This window comes from Deefgea tanakiae (assembly GCF_019665765.1).
GTDB classification, from domain to species: domain Bacteria; phylum Pseudomonadota; class Gammaproteobacteria; order Burkholderiales; family Chitinibacteraceae; genus Deefgea; species Deefgea tanakiae.
Map to the genome: position 1 here is coordinate 2,151,179 of NZ_CP081150.1, position 16,183 is coordinate 2,167,361.

The 16,183-nt window shown below is 44.3% G+C and carries 17 protein-coding genes; 8 read left to right on the top strand and 9 right to left on the bottom strand.

What is annotated here, in order from left to right:
- Positions 1-44: 44 nt before the first annotated feature.
- From tpx to K4H28_RS10120, 6 genes are all read left to right on the top strand, one after another.
- Positions 45-545, top strand: coding sequence for a thiol peroxidase (gene tpx / locus K4H28_RS10095; RefSeq protein WP_221005084.1), 501 nt, complete (start codon positions 45-47; stop codon positions 543-545).
- Positions 546-612: 67 nt separating this feature from the next.
- Positions 613-1,398 (top strand): DUF3025 domain-containing protein, encoded by a 786-nt coding sequence (locus K4H28_RS10100; protein WP_221005085.1) that lies wholly within the window; start codon positions 613-615, stop codon positions 1,396-1,398.
- A 176-nt stretch (positions 1,399-1,574) separates the two neighbouring features.
- Positions 1,575-2,771: an ammonium transporter gene (locus tag K4H28_RS10105; RefSeq protein ID WP_221005086.1), complete on the top strand. Its 1,197-nt coding sequence runs from the start codon at positions 1,575-1,577 to the stop codon at positions 2,769-2,771.
- A gap of 138 nt (positions 2,772-2,909) precedes the next feature.
- The gene (locus K4H28_RS10110; protein ID WP_221005087.1) at positions 2,910-3,452 is read left to right on the top strand and encodes a hypothetical protein; all 543 of its coding nucleotides are present in this window, start codon (positions 2,910-2,912) and stop codon (positions 3,450-3,452) included.
- Positions 3,453-3,511: 59 nt separating this feature from the next.
- The gene (locus K4H28_RS10115; protein ID WP_221005088.1) at positions 3,512-4,414 is read left to right on the top strand and encodes a TraB/GumN family protein; all 903 of its coding nucleotides are present in this window, start codon (positions 3,512-3,514) and stop codon (positions 4,412-4,414) included.
- The gene (locus K4H28_RS10120; protein ID WP_308443441.1) at positions 4,414-5,454 is read left to right on the top strand and encodes an aldo/keto reductase; all 1,041 of its coding nucleotides are present in this window, start codon (positions 4,414-4,416) and stop codon (positions 5,452-5,454) included. Before K4H28_RS10115 ends, K4H28_RS10120 begins: the two co-directional genes overlap by 1 nt.
- 82 nt (positions 5,455-5,536) lie before the next feature.
- Here the strand turns inward: K4H28_RS10120 and K4H28_RS10125 are convergent, their stop codons facing one another.
- From K4H28_RS10125 to K4H28_RS10140, 4 genes are all read right to left on the bottom strand, one after another.
- A complete protein-coding gene (locus tag K4H28_RS10125) occupies positions 5,537-6,640 on the bottom strand; it encodes an ABC transporter ATP-binding protein (protein ID WP_221005089.1) in 1,104 nt (367 codons plus the stop codon).
- Positions 6,641-6,691: 51 nt separating this feature from the next.
- On the bottom strand, positions 6,692-7,624 hold the full coding sequence (locus tag K4H28_RS10130; RefSeq protein ID WP_221005090.1) for a carbohydrate ABC transporter permease: 933 nt from the start codon (positions 7,622-7,624) through the stop codon (positions 6,692-6,694).
- 20 nt (positions 7,625-7,644) lie between these two features.
- Positions 7,645-8,523: a carbohydrate ABC transporter permease gene (locus K4H28_RS10135; protein WP_255573496.1), complete on the bottom strand. Its 879-nt coding sequence runs from the start codon at positions 8,521-8,523 to the stop codon at positions 7,645-7,647.
- A 377-nt stretch (positions 8,524-8,900) separates the two neighbouring features.
- Positions 8,901-10,145 (bottom strand): ABC transporter substrate-binding protein, encoded by a 1,245-nt coding sequence (locus K4H28_RS10140; protein ID WP_221005091.1) that lies wholly within the window; start codon positions 10,143-10,145, stop codon positions 8,901-8,903.
- Positions 10,146-10,428: 283 nt separating this feature from the next.
- On the opposite strand from K4H28_RS10140, the gene K4H28_RS10145 reads away from it, so the two are divergent.
- A complete protein-coding gene (locus K4H28_RS10145; RefSeq protein ID WP_221005092.1) occupies positions 10,429-10,818 on the top strand; it encodes a hypothetical protein in 390 nt (129 codons plus the stop codon).
- A 42-nt stretch (positions 10,819-10,860) separates the two neighbouring features.
- Here the strand turns inward: K4H28_RS10145 and K4H28_RS10150 are convergent, their stop codons facing one another.
- The 4 genes from K4H28_RS10150 to K4H28_RS10165 all read right to left on the bottom strand — a co-directional run bounded on the left by K4H28_RS10150 (position 10,861) and on the right by K4H28_RS10165 (position 14,273).
- The gene (locus K4H28_RS10150) at positions 10,861-11,601 is read right to left on the bottom strand and encodes a GntR family transcriptional regulator (RefSeq protein WP_221005093.1); all 741 of its coding nucleotides are present in this window, start codon (positions 11,599-11,601) and stop codon (positions 10,861-10,863) included.
- A gap of 25 nt (positions 11,602-11,626) precedes the next feature.
- A complete protein-coding gene (locus tag K4H28_RS10155) occupies positions 11,627-12,505 on the bottom strand; it encodes a glucosamine kinase nucleotide-binding domain-containing protein (protein ID WP_221005094.1) in 879 nt (292 codons plus the stop codon).
- Positions 12,506-12,753: 248 nt separating this feature from the next.
- Entirely contained in the window at positions 12,754-13,458 is a 705-nt protein-coding gene (locus K4H28_RS10160; RefSeq protein ID WP_221005095.1) for a phosphoadenylyl-sulfate reductase, read from the bottom strand.
- Positions 13,459-13,472: 14 nt separating this feature from the next.
- The gene (locus tag K4H28_RS10165; RefSeq protein WP_255573497.1) at positions 13,473-14,273 is read right to left on the bottom strand and encodes a sulfite exporter TauE/SafE family protein; all 801 of its coding nucleotides are present in this window, start codon (positions 14,271-14,273) and stop codon (positions 13,473-13,475) included.
- Positions 14,274-14,398: 125 nt separating this feature from the next.
- Here K4H28_RS10165 and cysB point away from each other — a divergent pair, with 125 nt between their 5' ends.
- On the top strand, positions 14,399-15,337 hold the full coding sequence (cysB, locus tag K4H28_RS10170) for an HTH-type transcriptional regulator CysB (protein WP_221005096.1): 939 nt from the start codon (positions 14,399-14,401) through the stop codon (positions 15,335-15,337).
- Positions 15,338-15,623: 286 nt separating this feature from the next.
- On the opposite strand, the gene K4H28_RS10175 is transcribed toward cysB, so the two are convergent.
- The gene (locus K4H28_RS10175; RefSeq protein ID WP_255573498.1) at positions 15,624-16,166 is read right to left on the bottom strand and encodes an NUDIX domain-containing protein; all 543 of its coding nucleotides are present in this window, start codon (positions 16,164-16,166) and stop codon (positions 15,624-15,626) included.
- Positions 16,167-16,183: the final 17 nt, after the last annotated feature.

The window sequence follows — 16,183 nt, forward strand, 5'->3', positions numbered from 1 at the left end:
AATCCAATGGAAGTCTTAAAAATAACACTTACTGGAGCAAATACATGACAGCAGTTACTCTCGGCGGCAATCCAGTCGCAATCAACGGCACTTTCCCTAGCGTTGGCACCACAGCACCTGCATTTAGCTTGGTGGCAAAAGATTTATCTGACGTAACGTTGGCAAGTTTGGCTGGCAAACGCAAAGTATTGAACATTTTCCCAAGTGTAGATACGCCAACTTGTGCGACTTCAGTTCGTCGCTTCAATGAATCTGCAGCAGGTTTGAACAACACCGTTGTGGTATGCATTTCTGCTGATTTGCCATTCGCACAAGCACGTTTCTGCGGCGCAGAAGGCATTGAAAATGTCATCAATCTATCAACCATGCGTGGTCGTGAATTCTTGGCGAATTATGGCGTTGAAATCACTAGCGCACCTTTGGCTGGCGTTGCAGCACGTGCAGTTGTGGTACTCGATGAAAACGACCAAGTTTTGCACTCTGAATTGGTTGCTGAAATCAAAGATGAGCCAAACTACGAAGCAGCACTGAAAGTTTTAGCCTAAGTTGCACAGGCAGGGTTAGAATCCTATCGGATAAATAACCCTGCAATTTTTGTGTGAATCCACTTCAATGACCTCTTGGCCGCTCGATTTCTTTAGCAACACTCCTGCATTTGCCCCTATTCTGCCTTACCTAAATCGCTTTAGCCGCCCTCCTAGCCACGCTGATTGGCTGACTGTTAGCGAACACATCCAAACACAAGGCGGTGCGACAGTCCGATTTGTCGACCCCGATAGCATTACCCAGTATTACGAACTAGAAATTTATCAACTCGGCAATGTAGCGACCCGACTCAATTGGCACGATACCTTCAATGCGATGGTCTGGCAGTCCTACCCCAAAAGTAAAGTAGCGCTCAATGCACTGCACTATCACGCGATGCAAAACAATCAAGGAGCCGCGCGCGGCGCACAACGCGATGCCGCTACCTTGTTTGACGAATGTGGCTTTATTCTGCCGTACAGCAATCTAGCTCTGCTTGAGTTGATGATTTCGCATGAATGGCATGAGTTATTTGTGACCCATGCACAAAGCTGGGGTACAGAAATTAATGCTCTGGTTTTTGGCCACGCGACATTTGAAAATTTACTGAGCCCATTTATTGGTTTAACTGGAAAATGTTGGCCGGTTCAAGTCGAACAAAGTTTTTTCAAACTCGATTTAGCCGCGCAGCGCCAACATTTGGATCAAATTATCGCGGAACAAATTGATCAAGGCTGGCTGCAACGCCCACGCCAACTCCCGCCCCTCCCTTACTTAGGTATTCCAAAGTGGTGGCCAGAACAAGATGCCGCGTTTTACGACAATCAAAACTATTTCCGCACCCGTCGCACCACAAATCCGCCCGCACCATAATAAGGCGCACCGCGCCATTTTGAATCCATATCAATGCACCAAGGCAGAATCGCCACGCACCACTGCCGTTAAAAAATAAAAATACCTCAAATAAAACAGCAAGATAATGAATTTGGCACAATGCTTGCTTTTAGTGCGCTCACTATAAAAAACTCACTACTTCTGGAGAGATGAGGATGAGCGCAAACAGTAGCGACGTACTATTTATTTTATTAGGCGCGATTATGATTTTGGCGATGCATGCCGGTTTTGCTTTTTTAGAACTAGGCACCGTACGCAAAAAAAATCAGGTCAATGCATTAGTCAAGATTCTCACTGACTTTGCCGTATCGACTATTGCTTACTTCTTTATCGGCTACAGCATTGCCTATGGTGTGAGCATGGTCGCCCCTGTGAGCGAGCTCAATGTGGCAAGCGGTTACGGCATGGTGAAATTCTTTTTCTTGGTTACCTTTGCCGCAGCGATCCCCGCCATCGTATCAGGCGGTATTGCTGAACGCGCAAAATTTCACCCACAAACAGCAGCAACTTTTATCTTGGTCGGTCTGGTTTACCCCTTCTTTGAAGGTATGATTTGGAATAATAACTTCGGCGTACAAGACTGGATGAAAGCGAGCTTTGGCGCGACTTTTCACGATTTTGCTGGCTCGGTAGTCGTTCATGCCGTGGGTGGCTGGATTGCGCTTGCTGCAGTACTCCATCTGGGCGCGCGTCGTGGTCGCTACACCAAAGAAGGCCGCGTCGCCGCACACCCACCCTCAAGTATTCCATTCTTAGCACTCGGCGCTTGGATTTTAATCGTGGGCTGGTTTGGTTTTAACGTGATGAGCGCGCAAAAAATCGAAGGCATCTCTGGCCTTGTCGCACTGAATTCACTTATGGCCATGGTCGGCGGCACTCTGGTTGCCACTATGGTCGGCAAAAATGATCCCGGTTTTATTCATAACGGCCCGCTCGCTGGTTTGGTTGCAGTTTGTGCTGGTTCAGACATCATGCACCCGATTGGTGCGTTGGCTGTAGGTGGAATTGCGGGCGGCATGTTTGTCTATCTATTTACCCTCACGCAAAATAAATGGAAGATCGACGACGTACTCGGTGTTTGGCCTATGCACGGCATTTGCGGCGCATGGGGAGGTATTGCCGCCGGCATCTTTGGTAGCGAGGCTTTGGGCGGTATGGGAGGGGTGAGTATCCTCGCTCAAATCGTAGGTACGCTGATGGGTGTTGTGATTGCCTTTGTGGGTGGCTATATCGTCTACGGCCTATTGAAGAAGACGGTTGGGATTAGATTGACTGACGAAGAAGAGTTTAACGGCGCTGATTTGAGCATTCATCAAATTTCAGCCAGCCCTGAACGTGAGACCAATTGGTAAGTTGTATCAACGCTTCGAATCTGAGATCAAAAACCCGCTTCATAGCGGGTTTTTACATGTTCGTTAAGTTTTTCTTCTTATGCATGAAACATAAGCACATTACGATGTATTAATCTGTAGCCCACTCATTGAATGGCCATGAACTCCATACCCACTAGTATGCTCAAAACCATCTTTCGAAAAACGTCTGCTGGTGATCAAGAGATATTAACTCGCCAGCTCGGTTTATCCGCTAAACAGCGGCGAGTCTTGATTTTAATAGATGGCGAGAAATCCATTGGCGCACTCAATCGCTTGGTGCTGGCAGTTGATTTACTGCCCGCGATTAGCAGGTTAAAAGAACTTGAACTCATCCAATCGGAGCAAAATCAGCAATTAGAACAGATAAAAATCAAACCCCAGCCGATTCAAGCACCGCAGACCATTCAAGTTCAATATTTGACTGCAAAACCCACTTTAGATTCTGTACGCCTAAATGCAATTAAAGCCCTGATGATCGACAGCTCAGAATCACTACTAGGGGTATTTGGGAAGACCTTAGTTGAGAAAATCAAAGTGCTTAATGATGAATCTGAGCTAAGTAGCACGATCACACAATGGAATCTCAGCCTGCGCGAATCGAAAAAAGGCCAACATCATGCGGAGCAATACTTAGAAGCAATTAAAACACTGATGAAATAGCGCAATATCAAGTGCAACGATATACTGAGCACCTGCCCATTTTACTTAGGTTTGCTCTAATGTTTGCTCGAATTAGCTCTTCAGTGTTTGCCGCATTCGCCGCGTTGAGTGTTGTCACTTCTCCTGCAGTTTTAGCCGCGCCAAGCAATCAAGCGATTCTGTGGAAAGTTGAAAAAGAAAATACACCAAGTTCTTGGCTGCTCGCCACCATCCCCGCAACGAACAAGCAATTAGCTGAATTTACTCCTGCCACACTAAAGGCACTCAGCGATTCAAAATACATTGGCACAGAGTTTCATAACGATATCAATTCGGTCGTTGAAATGGCGCAAACCATGCTGGATGATAAGCCTAGCCTAGAACAAAAAATCGGCAAAGATAATTTTGCTAAGCTAGTGCCATTACTTGAGGCGCGTGGCTACCCGAGCACCGTAACAGCGAAACTCAAGCCATGGGCTGCAATTATGATGTTGCTTTCTCCACGCCCAGCCAAAGATATCATCCCAATGGATGATCGATTGCTAAAATACTCAATGGAAAATAGTCGCAAATACTTTGCAGTAGAATCCGTAGAGCAGCAATTAGCCCCCTATCAAGCGATTCCTGCCGATAAACAAATCCCTGTTTTAAGCGCCTTAATCAAAAACGAAGCCAAATTAGAACAAAACTTCACCAAAATTATTGCTGCATATCAGCAGCAAGACTTGGATAAAGTAAAACAACTCTTACAAGATGAAACCATCGCTATGGAGCCTAAAGAGCGCGAATGGTACAAAAAATGGCGTCTACAGACGATCAGCCAGCGCAATAAAGTCATTGTAGAGCGCCTCAAGATTCCATTTGAAAAAGGCGATTCATTCGTAGGCATTAGCGCTGCACAACTACCAGGTAAAGATGGCTTATTGGCGCAGCTGCGCGCTGCAGGTTACCGTGTTACGCCAGTAACAAAGGCGAGCAAATAATGATGCCATCTCGAACTTTGCCTGGTACAGAACTTACGGTCTCTAGTTTGTGCCTCGGCACGATGACTTTTGGTGAACAAAACACCGAAGTGGAAGCTCATGCACAACTCAATCGAGCAATTGAATGTGGCATCAACTTTATTGATACGGCTGAAATGTATCCTGTGCCAGCCAAGGCTTCGAGCCAAGGTTTAACTGAATCATTTATCGGCAGCTGGTTAAAACATCAAGTACGTGAGCGCATTGTGCTGGCGAGTAAAGTGTCAGGCCCCAATCGAGGTATGGAATGGATTCGTGGCGGCCCTCAACTGAATCGTGAGCAGATTATTGCCGCTTGTGATGCCAGCTTAAAACGACTGAATACTGACTATATCGATTTATACCAGCTGCATTGGCCAGCTCGGCATGTGCCGATGTTTGGTCAAACCTATTATGAGCCCAGCCAAGAATACAGCAACACACCGACGCTGCTTGAGCAGTTATCCGCACTGAATGAATTAGTACAGCAAGGTAAAGTTCTGTATATCGGCGTTTCTAATGAAACGCCGTGGGGGGTGTCAGCATTGACCCAATTAGCCGATCAACACAATCTACCTCGTATTCGTACCATTCAAAATGTTTATAACTTAATCAACCGAAATTATGATCACGGTTTAAGTGAGACCTGCCATCGTGAAGAGGTCAGTTTATTAGCCTATAGTCCACTCGCTTTTGGTTTACTCAGCGGCAAATATCTAGAAAACCCCAAAGCTGATGGCCGGATGACACGCTTTGCCAATTTTGGACAGCGCTATCTAAAACCGCAAGTACCACCTGCTGTGTCCGCATTTTGTGAACTAGCAGCGCGTCATCAGATCAATCCTGCACAAATGGCTTTAGCATGGCTACAAAGTCGCTGGTACGTTGCAAGCACGATTATTGGTGCAACCAGTTTGCAGCAGCTTAATGAGAATATGGCCAGCAACGAGATCAAACTCAGTGACGACTTATTAGCAGAAATAGAAGCCATTCATCGTCTATCACCTAGCCCTGCGCAATAAGTTTTTTTTAAAAAATTTAACAATTCACAGACATAAAAAAAACCGCTCATTTGAGCGGTTTTTTGTTTCTTGCTGATTTGAATTAGCGAATGCGTTTGAATGCAAGGCCTTCAGCATCAAATAACATGCAGTGTTTCTCTGGGAACACAATACGAACTGTATCGCCAAATTTCAAACCGGTCATGTTAGCTGGTAATTTCAGGCAGATAATTTCGTTAACACCTGGAATTTCAACATAGGCCAGAACGATATCACCCAAATGTTCAACCAAATCAATCTTGGCAGGAATTGAACCCGCAACGCTTTCATCAGCCAATTCAATGTGCTCTGGACGAATACCCAAAGTCACTTTATCGCCTACTTTCGCATTGCCAGGCTGAACTGCAGCACGTGCTGTAATACCCTTAGGCAAACGAACCACTGCAGCACCTTGTTCAACCGTCACGAGTTGTGATTCAAACAAGTTCATTTTCGGCGAACCCAGGAAACTTGCTACGAACAAGTTGGATGGATTTTCGTACATTTCAAGCGGGCTACCCACTTGCTGGATGATACCAGCATTAAATACAACGATACGATCAGCCAAAGTCATTGCTTCAACTTGGTCATGCGTTACGTAAAGCATGGTTGTTTTTAATTCTTGGTGCAACTTAGACAATTCAACGCGCATATTCAAACGAAGTGATGCGTCCAAGTTAGACAACGGTTCATCCAATAAGAACACTTTTGGATTGCGAACAATCGCACGACCAATTGCCACACGCTGGCGCTGACCACCTGACAATGCTTTTGGCTTGCGATCAAGCAAATGGGTCATTTGCAAGATTTCAGCGGCTTTTTTAACGCGTTGATCGATGTCTGTCTTTGGTGTGCCTGCAAGTTTCAGTGCAAAGGCCATATTGTCATACACGCTCATGTGCGGGTATAGCGCATACGACTGGAACACCATCGCAATACCACGTTTTGATGCATGCACATCATTAGCAAGGGTATCGCCGATGTACAACTCACCAGCAGTGATGTCTTCCAAGCCTGCAATCATACGCATCAGAGTCGATTTACCGCAGCCTGATGGGCCAACGAATACAACAAACTCACCATCTTTAATTTCTAAATCCACACCTTTGATCACGCAAACATCTTTGGTGTAGTTTTTCTTAATATTTTTAAGTGTAATGCTAGCCATTTTGAGTTCCTTAATTTCTGAATTGGGTATATTTAAAGCAGCCAATGCATCTTATTTAACAGCACCATCCATACCAGAGATAAAGTAGCGCTGCGTGAAGGCGAAGAAAATCAATACAGGGATTACAGTCAATACAATGGCTGCCATCAAGGTATTTTGTGAACCAGCCAGCGGGCCTGTTAAATCATTAAATACACCAACTGCCAATGGCTGCATTTCTTTTGATCGCATGATAATCGACGGCCAAATGAAGTCATTCCATGAGTTCACCAAAGTGAAAATACTCAAAGCAGCAAGTGAAGGTACTGTCACTGGCAACATAACGCGCCATAAAATTTGCATTTCGGTAGCGCCGTCAACACGTGCGGCATCGATCAAATCTTGCGGAACAGCTTCAAATGCTTGCTTCATCAAGAAGATACCAAACGCACCAGCTACGCCAGGAGCAACAACAGCAAAGTAACTATTGATCCCCACAAAGCGTTTCCACGTTTCATCTGGGCTACCAAAAAATGCTTGCAACTCATTCATTACACGGCCAAATTTTGAAACCGTAATGTAGTTAGAGACAAAACCAGCTTCGATCGGCAACATCAAGGTAGCAATAATGGCAACGAAGATGAGATTACGACCAACAAATTTCATTCGGGCTAATGGGTAAGCGGCCAAGAGCGAAATGATGGCAGTAAAAATCACTGAAGCACCTGAGATAATAACCGAGTTAAAGAAGTATTTTGAAAATGGAATTTCAGTAAAAACACGCTCGAACCAAATAAACGTCATACCGAAGGTGTAATTGCCAGCTGCATCCGCCGTCGTTGGCATAAAGCCTTCTGGAAACTTGTAGGCCGTTGAGCCATCTTGCGAAAGTGCAAATGCCAGAGCCCACAACAAAGGAAACACGGTGAAGAAGGCAAATAGCATTAAGCCTGTGTAATGCGCACTTGTCAGTACCGCTTTGTTTACTGCTTTACTTTTAAACATAACAATTCTCCTCTATGTTCTTATTGTTTTTCGCCAAAGAAGCGGAATTGAAGCGCAGCCAGCAACACACAAAAGAATGTTACAACCAAGCCAGCAGCAGCCGATACGCCGAAGTTGAAATTCTTAAAGGCTTGATCATAGACATAGAACAGTGCGGTATAAGTTTCAGCTTTACCACTCGTCAAAACAACAACCTCTTGGAATACTTTCAATGCACCAATGGTTGAAAGCATGGTACATAACAAGATTGTTGGCTTCATCATCGGAACTGTAATCTTCCAGAAGCGATCCCAAGCATTAGCACCATCCAAAATAGCCGCTTCTTCAACTTCGCTCGGAATACCTTGCAAACCTGCGAGGTAAAGAACCATGTAATAACCCAAACCTTTCCAGAACGTAAACAACATAATGGAATACATCGCGATATGTGGATTACCCAACCAGTCTATTTCAAGCATCGTTGTTTCAGGAAGCAAGAAAAACATATGACCAATTGAAGACAATATCGCATTCAGCATACCAGTGTAATTCAGTACAAAAGACCAAACCACACCCGCAATAGAAATTGCAGTAATTACAGGAATATAGTAAACCGCACGAAAGAATGTCATACCTGGTAATTTATTATTTACTAATTTAGCAATTAGCAAAGAGAACAATTGAATTGGAGGTACAACCAACAAGAACAGCAAAGAATTTTTTACTGCTTGGTGAAATAGTTCTTCTTCCCATATGTGCTTAAAGTTAGCAAAGTTATTCCAAGTTGTTGCTCCCCCTGCAATCTCATAGTCATGAAAAGCCAAATAGGTGTTAAAACCCACAGGCCAAAAAACAAAAATACCCATCAAGATCAAGGCCGGTGCCAAGAAAAAGTAGGCTAACAGATTGGAGTTTTTCACGTTTCGACTCTTCAGTGCGTTACAGACAAGGTAGATAATAACTCAAACCACGGCAATTGCGACTTGATATTAACCAAACCCAAGTGATTTACAATGCGGGATTATAACTTAAGCAATGCAATTTTTGCACATTTGCTGAGTGTTTTTAAGCATTCTCAATTACATCTCCAATGGATTAAATTGATCAACACTTTATTTACAGCAACAATACGGTGCATCACATAATAATACCGCATCAGAATAGTGCAGTAGAAAGTACAAACAAAATTGCAGTAAGCATTTAAAACAAAACACAAGAATAAATATAGCAACGCACAAAATAGAAAATGGCGGCAATGCATTAAGCATTTACCGCCATATTATTAATCCACTAAATATTATTTAGCGAATGCTGCATTCCATGCTGCAACTGCTTCGTTCAAAGCTTGTTGAACTGGGATACGACCTTGGATAGCTGCGTCGATCTTGTCATTCATTACTTTGGTCAAAGCTGCTTCGTCAGCACCAGCTGGCAAGTCTTTTACCATGAAGTGACGAGTTTTATCAATTACCATGCCGCCCATTTTGAATGCTTTCTTGCCTGGATCAGTCATGTCATTCAAAGCTGGATCTTTAGCTGCTGCTGCATTTGCCAATTTAGTTGAAGCAAATGTGTAAGAAGCTTTAGCGAATTGTTCTTGAGCCCATTCACCAGTGATGAAGTTACCTACAACACCTACTGACTTAAGATCTTTTTGGCCTTTTGGTACTACGTACATAGTAGTCCAGCCGCCAAATGCCAATTTACCGCTATCACCCAATGGGAATGCAGTTACGTCAGCTGCTTTGTAAGCTGCTGGGTTTGCATCTTTAATTTTCTTAACTGCATGGCCGCCTTCAGCGAACATTGCAAAGCTGTTGTTAGCGAAACCAGCGATTTGCTTGTCAAAGTCAAGGTTAACGTCTTTTACGATCGTGCCTTCTTTGTATGCATCAGCAAATTTTTGTACCAAAGCTACGTGTTTTGGGCTGTTGAATGCTGCTTTGCCGTTTGCCATCAATGGCAAACCTTCAAACATGAACCAGCCAGTGAAGCCGTCTTGAAGTTTAGAAGCCCAACCTGGTTTGCCAGTTGCTGCTTTGATTTTTTTAGCGGCAGCAAAAACGTCATCCAAAGATTTGAATTCAGCTTTAACACCAGCTTTAGCAAACATATCTTTGTTGAAAACCATAACAGCAGTTACTTGGTAAGAAGGGAAACCAAAGATTTTGCCGTCAACAGTTGCGTTTTGCAAAGCAGCAGAAGTGAATTGTGCTTTGTTGATGATGCCGTCAACTGGAGTCAACAACTTGCCAGACATTTCATTCATCCAGTCAGTTGGAACCAATGCCAAGCCTGGTACGTTGCCTTCAGCAACAGCAGCAACGATAGCTGGCTTCATTGCGCCCCAGCCCAAATCTTTGTGAACTAGTTCGATGCCATTGTTCAAGCTGTTGAATTTAGCAACAACTTCTTTGTGGTATGCATCGTAAGTTGGAGCCAAAGAGTGAGACCAGAACTCAACTTTAGTAGCAGCTTGAGCTGTTACAACAGAAGCAGCGAAAAGTGCTGCACCAACAAGAACGGAACGTTTAAAGTTCATAACAACTCCTAAAATTTAACAGTAAATCTAGCAACACAAAGGATGCAGGAAAAAGGCGCAAGTCAAAAACTGCAAAACTACTTTAAGGCACAACAAATTTCAGCGTCAACTTAATTCAGGTAAACCATTACGTAAATGCATCAATGTCCACAGTTGGAAAGTCTTGATCTAAACATCTCAAGTCAACTTGTTGCTTCACTTATTGGCTCACACTTCATTCTCACATATATGTAAGCTGTTTTTTGACACTACGGAACCTAGATTACCGTAAATCGCTGCAAGCGTGAACTCTGTTACCTTGCTCACAAGGCAGGCTCAAAGCATCGAAATGAAGCATGCACCTGCGTTTTTTTTTTCACCCCACCAACTTAATACAGAGAATTATGTAGGCAATACCCCTAATGCATTTCAAATACTACAAAGTAAATTTACGAACTTTAAAAATATCAATACAAAACAAGCCAATAAGTCGATGGAAGGGATGAAAAATGTAGGGACCTATCAAAAAAAACACCTACTTTGCTTCAAAAATTACATTCTCACATACTTACTTCAGGCACCAAAACAGGAACCAACACCTGGAAAATGCTCAAAAATCAATCAATCTAATTTATTTTTTTTGTGTATTTTTTTGTATCAAACCTGCAACAACAGAAATAAAAATGGCGTGTAAACCACAGGTCACACGCCATTTTTATTGCCAAGCAGGCTAAGACTATCTATAAAGCTCTACGACAAAATCATAGTAGTCACTTCTAAACCAAGAGTGGGTCAACTCTATCGCCGAACCATCTTCCAAGTAACCTACCCGCGTCAAATGCAGCATGGCTGCTCCAGGCTCTACTCCTGTGAGTTTAGCAAGCTCTTCTGTTGCATTGATTGCGCCAATATTCTGTATCGCCCTAACAACACTGATGTTGGACTCGCGCATGAAATCATACAAAGATTCACCAATAAGCTCTGGTTCTGGCACGTAATGAAATGGCAATGACGTATGTTCAACAGCCATAACGACATCATTAGCAAGACGTAAACGCTCCAAATGAGTGACTCGACTGTTCGGTGTTAAATTCAACCTCAGTAATTCTTCTGAACCCGCTAAAACAATTTCTCGTTTAAGCCATTGAGATGAAGGCCGAAAACCACGTTGCTTGAGCATTTCGGACAAATTGGTTAAACGCGTTAGCGGCTGCTCAAGTTTTGGTGTGATATATGTGCCAGAACCCTGTCGACGCAAAATCAATCCTTGCTCGAACAGCAAATCTAAAGCCTTACGAGCGGTAACACGTGAAATACCCAGCACATCACAAAACATGCGTTCAGAAGGCAGGGGATCATCTGCTTTCCAAAACCCCGCATGAATTGCTGCAGCAAGCTTGTGGCCAAACTGTAAATACAATGGCGTTGCACTGTCATTATCCGGCTTGAGCACTAAAAGCTTATTTTGGTTTTGCATCCCCTACCCCTTATGACTCAGCAGATTACTTGAACTCACGAGCAATCAGAATCAATGCACCTGCACAGGAGTCTTTCTGCGCGCGTGTCGTACTCGCCAAGAATTCAGCCGGCATATACGGACGGAGTGCTTCTGACAAACCACCGCCACATATTGCGATTGGCAGATCAGGCGTAGACGCGCGTAAAGCTAAACCAATATTTTCAACTTCACGACCTGCATCCAGCAAAAACGCTTTAGCATATTCATCAGTCTCACCGAACTGAACCACAGCAGGCGATAATGTTGCGCACTCGCTTTGCTTCATTTTGCCCATCCACTCGAATACTTTCTCGCGCGTGTCACCGGTGATCGAAAGCAGTTTTTCGCCAAATGCAGTCACTGGGCGACGACCATCCATAATGCGTTGCACATGGTTAATCGCTTTTAAGCCTAAATACGCCCCCGAACCTTCATCTGAAGTCGGGAAGCCCCAGCCGCCTACCTCAAGCCGCGCGCCATCTGCGAGCCATGCCTCACCAATTGAACCTGTTCCAATGGCGATAATGCCACCATGTTGGCCATTGTGCGCGCCCAATAAAGTCGAATAACCATCCGTTTCAACCACAATCTTCGCAAAGCCTGGGTTTTTAGCCGTAAATTCGTCGGCCCACGCCTTTACTGTTACACCCGACAAACCAAAACCCACTGCGCATTGGCTAAAATCTGGTTCATTAATACCTAAGGCTTTAAAGCCTTCATTAATAGCTTGAGTAATGTTGGTCCAAGCTTTATCAATCCCCTGCCCTAACGCAGAGGGGCCAGCTTCAGCGCGCAGCTTCTCCACACCATCCAGTCCTGCGATACAAATGCGTGTGCCAGTACCACCACCATCAACACCAATCAAATACTGAATATTGCTCATTTTCTTTTCCTTCTTGTGAAGATATCGCCCATTGACCCAATTCAAAATGGAACTTAAAGACCACTTTGGAGATTTTAATTTTTGTAGTCAGTAGTTAAACCAACAAAACCAAGCCTTAAACACAATACCTTGCGTGAAATATCAACGCAATAAAAGTACCAATTTAGTCAGGCACACTTCAATTGTCAATTGAGTACCCAATAAAAAACGCCCAATTTCTCGGGCGTTTGTTTTCAAGCAACAGTTATTTATTTCAAAAAGCTAACTGGCGCGCTTTTCACATGCAAACCACACTCTTTGTTTTCAGGGTTTTCCCACCACCAGCGGCCAGCGCGAACATCTTCGCCCATCGCAATCGGCCGCGTACAGGGGGCGCAACCAATTGAAGGCACATGCTGATCATGCAGTTTATTATATGGAATATTATTTTCGCGAATAAAAGCCCAAACTTCTTTCTCGGTCCACTCAATCAAAGGATTGAACTTCTCAAGCCCATTGCCAGCATCAAACTCTTGATACCCCAAATCAGTGCGAGTTGGTGATTGTTCGCGGCGCAAGCCAGTAATCCATGCTTTTTGAGCTGATAGTGCACGTTGCAAGGGCTCAATTTTGCGGATATGGCAGCACGATTTACGCAATTCAACCGACTCATAAAACGCGTTAATGCCTTTTTCATTCACATAGGCTTCAACGGCAGAAGTATTCGGGAAGTAAACCTGAATTGGATGCGATGGATATGCAACAGCAACATCTTGCATCAGGGTATAAGTTTCAACCGGAAGACGGCCAGTATCCAAACTAAAAATCTTCACTGCAACATTGTGCTTAGCCAGCAAATGCGTAATCACCATGTCTTCTGCGCCAAAAGAATTAGCGAACACCGCAGGGCTATACTCGGCTGCAATTCTCTCTAGTAGAGCAACCGTTTCTGATAGTTTTTGTGCAAAGTCCATTATTAAATCCCCAATTAGAATGCTAATTTATAACCAATAAACACCAGCATCGTTGCTAAGCAAGGACGCAATACATTATCTGAAATACGGCCAGTCAAATGACTCCCCAAGTAGATACCTGGCAACGAACCCAACAATAAATATCCGAGCAAGCTCCAATCCATATTGCCCATACTCGCATGACCCAAGCCAGCAACCAGCGTGAGTGGCACTGCATGAGCGATTTCAGTCCCCACCAAGCGCTTGGTGGCCATCAATGGATAGAGTAAAAACAAAGCAACCGTACCTAATGCGCCAGCACCAATTGACGTTAACGTCACAATCGCGCCCAATAAAATCCCTGTGATGACTGTGAGCGTATTTAAACGAGAGCCCGTCATTTTAAATTTTTCACCAGCATGCTTTTGGGCAAAACCGATAATTTGCTGTTTAAACACAATCGCAACAGCTGTAAAAAGCAAAGCCCAGCCAAGCGCATGCTTGATGACTGCGTTCATCACTTGGGTATCGGTATGCAGATTGTGCAGCACCAGCAAGGTCAACGCCGCAGCAGGAACACTACCCAATGCCAACCAACCGGTAATGGTCCAGTCGATGTTTTTATTTTTCTGGTGCACATACACACCACCGGCTTTCGTGATGGCGGCATAAAGCAAATCAGTACCCACGGCCGCAGCAGGAGGAATACCAAACCACAATAAAATAGGGGTCATCAAAGAACCGCCACCAACACCTGTCATCCCAACAATAAAGCCGACCACCAAGCCCGCAACAACAAAACCAATCATGCCAACTTCAATGATGCCTAAATCCATAACTAGTCCTAATTTGCCATTGATCGGCGGATTTTTATTCAGCCTTGCATCATAACAATTTTACTTATAACGGCTTAGACAAATATGTTAGGATTTTAGAACTTAAAATTCTCTAAGGCTGTAACATGAAACTCCAACAGCTCCGCTATTTGGTTGAAGTCGCCAAGCAAGGTTTAAATGTTTCTGAGGCGGCCGAAAAACTTCACACCTCACAACCGGGAATTTCCAAACAAATTCGCTTACTTGAAGACGAATTAGGCGTGCAAATCTTTATTCGCAACGGCAAACGCGTCGTAGACATTACCGCCCCTGGACGTGAAATACTGCGAATTGCCGAGCGCATTTTAATGCAATCGCAAAATCTAAAACGCATCGGCGAAGAGTTCATCAATGTCGAAGGCGGCAGCCTAACAATTGCCACCACGCATACTCAAGCGCGCTACGCACTGCCTAAAACCATCCAAACTTTTTTACAGCGCTACCCGAAAGTACGCTTATCGATCAAACAAGGTAGCCCAACGCAGATTTCTGAAATGGTAGTCGACGGGAGCGCCGACATTGCGATTGCGACTGAAGGGATTGATCACTATCCAGAACTAGCCATGCTCGACTGCTACACATGGAATCGCAGCGTAGTGGTGCCTAAAGGTCATCCTTTGACCGAATTGCAGCGTGAAATTAGCTTGGAAGACATCGCGGCGTGGCCCTTGATTACGTATGATTTTGCCTTTGCCGGACGCTCCAAAATCAACCGCGCGTTTGAAAGCAAAAATCTCAACCCCAATGTTGTCCTCACCGCCATCGACTCGGACGTCATCAAGACCTATGTCGGCTTAGGACTGGGTATTGGCATTTTAGCCAGCATGGCCTTTGAGCCAGAGCGTGATACCCTACTGACCGCCATTGATGCCAGCCATTTGTTTGAGTCATCGACCACCCGAATTGGTATCCGCAAAGACGCTTATTTACGTGGCTATGGCTATGACTTTATTGAGCTATTCGCCCCGCATTTGAATCGCCATATTGTTCAAGCAGGGCTACTGTGCGAAAGTGAAGACGAATAATATGGCCATGTTCAGATTACGTGTTGATGGTTTTAAGTGCCTGCGGCACGGTGTTTTACAGTCGCAATCCGCGACGGGGACTTACTTTTCTTGCTTCGCCAAGAAAAGTAAGCAAAAGAAGGCGACCCATATATCTGCGCCGACTTCGTCGGCTTGATATGAGGGGTTTTAAAATACTCAGCTCGACGATCAAGAAACAATATCAACACCTAAACTGAACATGGCTAATAATATCGATGTATTACCATCTAGCCTCTATTTAATATGGTCTAGATGGCAATACCTATCAAACCAATCCTTTCTGCTGCGCCCAAAAAATTCCGCTCACCGTTTTGGCGTCGGTAATCGAGCCATCTAAAACGCCAGCGACTAACTCAGCCATGCTCATCGTAATACTTTCTAAAAACTCACCTTCATCCAATTGCTTTTCACCGGCAGTTAAATCCTTGGCGAGATAAATTTTAATTTCTTCATCTGTATAAGAAATAATCGGATGAAGTACGCCCAAATATTCCCACGATGCGGCGCTGTAGCCCGTTTCTTCAAGTAATTCACGCTGTGCGCACAATAAAGGATCTTCTCCAATTTCAAGCTTGCCAGCCGGGAACTCAATGAATACACGGTCTAGCGGATAGCGAAATTGACGCTCGAGTAACAAACGACCATCGGGCAATTGCGGAATAATCATCACCGCACCGGGATGCTTGATGTATTCGCGGGTGGCCTCCGAGCCATCTGGCAAACGCACCGTATCGCAAAATGCATTCAGTAATTTGCCTTTAAATAAGGGCTGACTGGTAATTTTCTCTTCAATTAAATGACGATCCATGATGATTTCCAATTCTC